5 protein-coding genes are annotated in these 5,954 nt (G+C 69.4%); all 5 read right to left on the bottom strand.

What is annotated here, in order from left to right; genetic code table 11:
- Positions 1-53 precede the first annotated feature (53 nt).
- The 5 genes from ACYVE9_RS13400 to ACYVE9_RS13380 all read right to left on the bottom strand — a co-directional run bounded on the left by ACYVE9_RS13400 (position 54) and on the right by ACYVE9_RS13380 (position 5,695).
- Positions 54-461 carry a cytidine deaminase gene (locus tag ACYVE9_RS13400; protein ID WP_461028045.1) on the bottom strand — a complete coding sequence of 136 codons (408 nt, stop codon included), beginning with the start codon at positions 459-461 and terminating at the stop codon, positions 54-56.
- On the bottom strand, positions 458-1,759 hold the full coding sequence (locus ACYVE9_RS13395) for an ABC transporter permease (RefSeq protein ID WP_461028044.1): 1,302 nt from the start codon (positions 1,757-1,759) through the stop codon (positions 458-460). The genes ACYVE9_RS13400 and ACYVE9_RS13395 overlap by 4 nt, the downstream gene beginning before the upstream one ends.
- Positions 1,756-2,868 carry an ABC transporter permease gene (locus ACYVE9_RS13390; protein ID WP_461028043.1) on the bottom strand — a complete coding sequence of 371 codons (1,113 nt, stop codon included), beginning with the start codon at positions 2,866-2,868 and terminating at the stop codon, positions 1,756-1,758. The genes ACYVE9_RS13395 and ACYVE9_RS13390 overlap by 4 nt, the downstream gene beginning before the upstream one ends.
- Positions 2,865-4,571 (bottom strand): ABC transporter ATP-binding protein, encoded by a 1,707-nt coding sequence (locus ACYVE9_RS13385; RefSeq protein WP_461028042.1) that lies wholly within the window; start codon positions 4,569-4,571, stop codon positions 2,865-2,867. Before ACYVE9_RS13385 ends, ACYVE9_RS13390 begins: the two co-directional genes overlap by 4 nt.
- Positions 4,572-4,663: 92 nt before the next feature.
- On the bottom strand, positions 4,664-5,695 hold the full coding sequence (locus ACYVE9_RS13380) for a BMP family lipoprotein (protein WP_461028041.1): 1,032 nt from the start codon (positions 5,693-5,695) through the stop codon (positions 4,664-4,666).
- Positions 5,696-5,954 lie beyond the last annotated feature (259 nt).

The following is a 5,954-nucleotide window of genomic DNA, read 5'->3' as shown; positions in this document are numbered from 1 at the left end:
CCCCGCGGGTCGCCCCGCGAGGGTTCCGGTCGGGCCCGGCGCTGCCGCGTGCGTCAGCGGGTGGCGAGGTCCTCGGGACCGAAGGCGTCAGGCAGGAGTTCCGCCAGCGGCCGGACACCGCGCGCGGTGTCCATCAGCAGCTCGGGGCCGCCGTGCTCCCACAGCAGCTGCCGGCAGCGCCCGCAGGGCATCAGCAGCTCGCCGTTGCGGTCGCAGCAGCTGAAGTGGGTGAGCCGGCCGCCGCCGGTCGCGACGAGTTCGGAGACGAGTCCGCACTCGGCGCACAGCGCCACGCCGTAGGCGGCGTTCTCCACGTTGCAGCCGCTGACCGTGCGCCCGTCGTCCACCAGGGCGGCAGCGCCGACCGGGAACCCGGAGTAGGGGGCGTACGCCCGGGCCATCGCGGCCCGGGCCTGCGTCCGCAGTGCTTCGAACAGGGCGTCCTGCGAGGCGGCCGTCACTTGCCCTGCCCTCGCCGGTAGGACTTGCCGATGGTCTTCGGCACCCGCAGCCGCTGCGAGAAGAGAGCCAGCACCAGCAGCGTGGTGAGGTACGGGCTGGCTGCGACGAGCTCCTGCGGCACCGTGTCGGTGGTGGCGTACCAGACGACGAGCACCGCGCCGAGCACACCGTTGATGGCGGCCTGGCGCTTCTGCCCCTTGTACAGCTTCCACAGCGCGAGGCCGATGAGCAGCACCGCGAAGAGCAGCAGCAGCGCGTGCACCGTGGGTCCGCCGCTGCGCAGCCGCAGTGCGTCGGTGAAGCCGAAGAGGCCGGCGCCCATGGCGACACCGCCCGGCCGCCAGTTGCCGAAGATCATCGTGGCGAGGCCGATGTAGCCGCGGCCGTTGGTCATCTGGTCCTGGTAGAAGTGCACGCCGATGGTGAGGAAGGCCCCGCCGAGGCCGGCCATCGCGCCGGACACGATCACCGCGTAGTACTTGTACAGGTAGACGTTGACGCCGAGCGACTCCGCGGAGATGGGCGCCTCGCCGCAGGAGCGCAGACGCAGTCCGAACGGGGTGCGCCACAGCAGGAAGAACGTGCCCACGAACAGCAGCGCCGCCAGCAGGGTGAGCCAGGAGACGTTGCTCATGCCGCCGCGCAGGATGCCGGCTGCGTCGGAGACGAAGAACCAGTTGTGCCGTTCGACGCTGCCCAGCCAGTCGGCGAGGAGGGGGATGCTGAACGTCGGCATGTCGTCCATCGGTGGCGACTGCTTGTCGTTGCCACCCGCGGCGGCGGCGGCGCTGCCGTCCGCGCCGAACCACAGCTTGGCGAGGAACTGGACGGTGCCCAGCGCGAGGATGTTGATGGCGACACCGGAGACGATGTGGTCGACGCCGAAGGTGACCGTCGCGACGGCGTGCACGAGGCCGCCGAGCGCACCGCCGACGATGCCGGCGAAAGCGGCCATCCACGGACCGTGCTGCCAGCCGATCCAGCCGGCGGCGAAGGTGCCGAGCATCATCATGCCTTCGAGGCCGATGTTGATGATGCCCGCGCGTTCGGCCCACAGGCCGCCGAGGCCGGCGAGGCCGATCGGCACCGCGAGGCTGAGGGCGGCGGCGTACTGGGTGGACGCCGTGATGCTGTCGGCGCCGGTGATGACGCGCAGCGTCGACAGGGCGAGTACCGCGCCCGCGAGGATGAGCAGGACCACCGGGTAGGAGAAGCGGACCCTGCCGGGCCTCGCGTCAACGGCGTTCCTGCTGCTGAATCCCTTCTTGGTCAGCAGCGGGGGCAATTTCGTGCTCACTTGGCCACCTCCGCCGTGTTGTTCCGGCCGCCGTTGCCGGCTCCGGCGAGTTCTTCGCCGACCTTGCGCTGCTGGAGCTTGAGGCCGTAGCGCCGTACCACCTCGTAGGCGATGACGACGCAGAGCACGATGACGCCCTGCATCACGCCGACGATCTCCTGGGCGAACTCCTCGAACTCCAACTGGATGCCGGTGCGCTCCAGGAATCCCCAGAGCAGCGCGGCGAGCGCCATGCCGCCCGCGTGGTTGCGGCCGAGCAGGGCGATGGCGATGCCGGTGAAGCCGACGCCTACGGGGAAGTCGGTGCCGTAGTTGTAGGACTCGTTGAGCAGCGTCGGCATACCGACCAGGCCGGCGACCACGCCGGACAGCGCCATGGAGGTGACGATCATGCGCTTGACGCTGACGCCGCTCGCCTCGGCTGCCGTCTCCGAGGCGCCGACAGCCCGGAGGTCGAAGCCGAACCGGGTGCGGTTGAGCACGAACCAGTAACCGATGCCGACGACGACCGCGATGAGAATCGAGCCGTACACCGGATCAGGTGAGGTCGGGAAGGTGAAGAGGCGGCTGCTCTCCGGGATGTCCGGAGTGTGCAGCAGGTTGCCCTCCCGCTCGGCGAGCCGGCCCTCCCGGAGGAAGTAGGCGATGATCAGACCGGCGATGAAGTTCAGCATGATCGTGGTGATGACCTCGCTGACCCCCCGGCTCGTCCTGAGGTAGCCGGCGATGCCCGCCCACACCGCGCCGACCAGCATCGCGGTGGCGAGAATGATCGGGACCTGGATGATGCCGGGCGGGGTGAGCGCGCCACCGACCACGGCGGCGAAGAAGGCCGCCAGCCGGTACTGGCCGTCCACACCGATGTTGAACAGGTTCATCCGGAAGCCGATGGCCACGGCCACGGCGGACAGGTAGTACGGGATCGCCTTGTTGACGATCCAGACCTGGCTGTCACTGGTCGTACCGAAGTCGATCATGACGGCGTACGCCTGGAACGGGTTCTTGCCCGACATGGCGATGATGACCGAGGTGATGGCGAGCGCCGCCACGATGGCCAGCACCGGAGCGGCGGCTGCGAGCAGCAGCCGCTCCTTGTTGATCCTCTTCATCGGGCGTCACCGTCCTCGGGCGTGGCGTCCTGGGGAGCGGCGTCGCCGTCGGGCTCGGCGGCCGCAACCGGGCCACCGGACTCGAGGTGGCCGCTGGCGGCACCGGTCATGGCAGAGCCCAGCTCCTCCGGGGTGATGGTGGCGGGGTCGGCGTCCGCGACGAGGCGTCCGCGGTACATGACCCGCAGGGTGTCGGAGAGGCCGATCAGTTCGTCGAGGTCGGCGGAGATCAGCAGCACCGCCAGGCCCTCGCGGCGGGCTTCGCGGATCTGCTGCCAGATCTGCGCCTGGGCGCCGATGTCCACGCCGCGGGTGGGGTGGGCGGCGATGAGCAGCTTGGGGTGGTGGCTCATCTCACGGCCGACGATCAGCTTCTGCTGGTTGCCGCCGGAGAGCGAGGCCGCGGGCACGTCGATGCCGGGGGTGCGCACGTCGTACTCGGCGACGATGCGCTCGGTGTCGGCCCGGGCGGCCTTGATGTCGAGCCGTCCGCCCTTGCTGTTGGGCGGCTCGGTCACGTGACCGAGGATACGGTTCTCCCACAGCGGGGACTCCAGCAGCAGGCCCTGCCGGTGGCGGTCCTCGGGGATGTGGCCCATGCCCCCCTCGCGCCGCTTCCGGGTGGTGACGCGGCTGATGTCCTCGCCGTCGAGCACGATGCGCCCGCGGTCGGGCCTGCGCACGCCCATGAGGGCTTCCACCAGTTCGGCCTGGCCGTTGCCCTCGACCCCGGCGATGCCCAGCACCTCACCCTTGCGGATGGTGAGGGAGATGCCGTCCAGCACGTCGCGTACCGCGCCGTCGGAGTCGGTGGCCGACAGGTGCAGGTCGGAGACGGAGAGCATCTCGACGTCGGTGACGGTGGACTCGCGGGCCTCGGGGACGGGCAGTTCACTGCCCACCATCAGCTCGGCGAGCTCCTTCGGCGTGGTGTCCGCCGGGAGCACCGAGGCGACGGTGGTGCCGCGCCGTATGACGGTGATCTCGTCGGCGACGGAGAGCACCTCACCCAGCTTGTGCGAGATGAAGATGACCGTCAGGCCCTCGGCCTTGAGTTCGCGCAGGTTGTCGAACAGGGCGTCGACCTCCTGCGGGACGAGCACGGCGGTCGGCTCGTCGAGGATGAGGATGCGGGCGCCGCGGTAGAGGACCTTGAGGATCTCCACGCGCTGCCGGTCGGCGACGCCGAGGTCCTCCACGAGGACGTCCGGGCGGATGTTGAGGTGGTAGGCCTCGGAGAGCTCCACGATCCGCCGGCGGGCCGCGGCGCTGATGCCGTGCAGCTTCTCGGCGCCGAGAACGGTGTTCTCCAGGACCGTGAGGTTGTCGGCGAGCATGAAGTGCTGGTGCACCATGCCGATGCCGCGGTCGATGGCGTCGGCGGGGCTGTGCAGGACGGTCTGCTCGCCGTCCACCGTGATGGTGCCCTCGTCCGGCCTCTGCATGCCGTAGAGGATCTTCATCAGGGTCGACTTGCCCGCGCCGTTCTCACCGACGAGGGCGTGCACGCTGCCGCGCCGGACGGTGATGTCGATGTCGTGGTTGGCCACCACCCCCGGGAATCGTTTGGTGATCCCGTGAAGCTCGACCGCGGGCGGGCTGTCGGCAGGTGGGCTGCTGCTGGACGCTTTGATGGCGCACTCTCCTCGGCGCTCAGGAGTGGAGCGGTGGCGGTGTGGGGAAGGTGACGGTATCGCGCTCACGGGGAAGCTACGCGCGTAGCGTCAATACTGAGACGCGGGCCCGGCGGGGTGGTCGTGCTCCCGCCGGGCCCGGTGCAGTGCCGTCGGACGGATCAGTTGGAAACGGTGCTGCTGACCTTGATCTCGCCGTCGATGATCTTCTGCTTCGCCTCGTCGATCTGGTCCATGATGTCGTCGATGAAGCCGCCGGACGTGGCGAGCGAGACGCCGTCGTCCTTGAGGGCGTACTCCTTGTCACCGGACAGCGGCTCGCCGTCCTCGACGCTCTTGACGAGGTCGAAGACCGCCACGTCCACGTTCTTGATGGCCGAGGTCAGGATCGAGTCCTTGTACTTCGCCAGGCCGGGCTGCTGGTACTGGTCGGAGTCGACGCCGATCGCCCAGGCGCCGTCCTTGCCGGCGATCGCCTCGATGGCGCCCGTTCCGGAACCGCCGGCCGCCGTGTAGATCACGTCGATGTCACGCTCGAGCATGCCGGAGGCCTTCTGCTTGCCGGCGCTGGGGTTGTTGAACCCGCTGTCGTTGCTCTGCTCGATGTACTCGGAGGTGACCTCGATGTCGGCGTTGGTGTCCTTGACGCCCTGCTCGAAGCCGGCCTGGAACTTCTGGATCAGCGCGTTGTTGACGCCGCCGATGAAGCCGACCTTGTCGGTCTTGGTCTTGAGCGCGGCGGCGACGCCCGCCAGGTAGGAGGACTCGTGCTCGGCGAACTGCAGGCCGGCGACGTTCTCCGCCTGGGAGGGGCTGTCGACCACACCGAAGGTGGTGTCGGGGAAGTCCTTGGCGACCTTGTTGATCGACTTGCCGTAGGCGAAGCCGACCCCGATGACCGGGTTGTACCCCGCGTTGGCGAGGGAGGTGAGGCGCTGCTCGCGCGTCGCCTCGGTCTCGTTGTTGCCGGCGGTCATCTCCTTGCCGCCGACGCCGAGCTCCTCCTTGGCACGGTCGAAGCCGCGGGCGGCCGACTCGTTGAAGGAGTGGTCGTCGCGACCACCGACATCGAAGGCGAGGCCGACACCCTTGTCACCACCGGACTCGGTGGAGCTCTCGCCGCAGGCGGCGGTGGTGAAGGCGAGGGCCGCGGTGGTGGTGACCGCGGCGGCGACTTTGGTGAACCGACGCAAGAGAGGGTCTCCTTCGACTCCCGAAGCGCCTCTTCCGGCGCTGGCTTCCGGCCCAGAGTAACGCGCGTAGATGCCAGGTAAAGGGCTGGCCGGTCTCCGTTATCGATTCGGTGCTAACGGCGAGTTTCGGCCACATCAACACACCACGGACGGCATGCGGCGGGACACCCCCGGCGACGTCCGCGCGGCCCCGCTCCCCCGGCTGCCGGGGTGGCCCGGACGTGCCGGTGCCCCGGCGGGGCCCCGATGGTTCGGGGCC

This window comes from Streptomyces sparsus (assembly GCF_054776295.1).
This window is presented reverse-complemented; position numbering and strand designations above follow the sequence as displayed.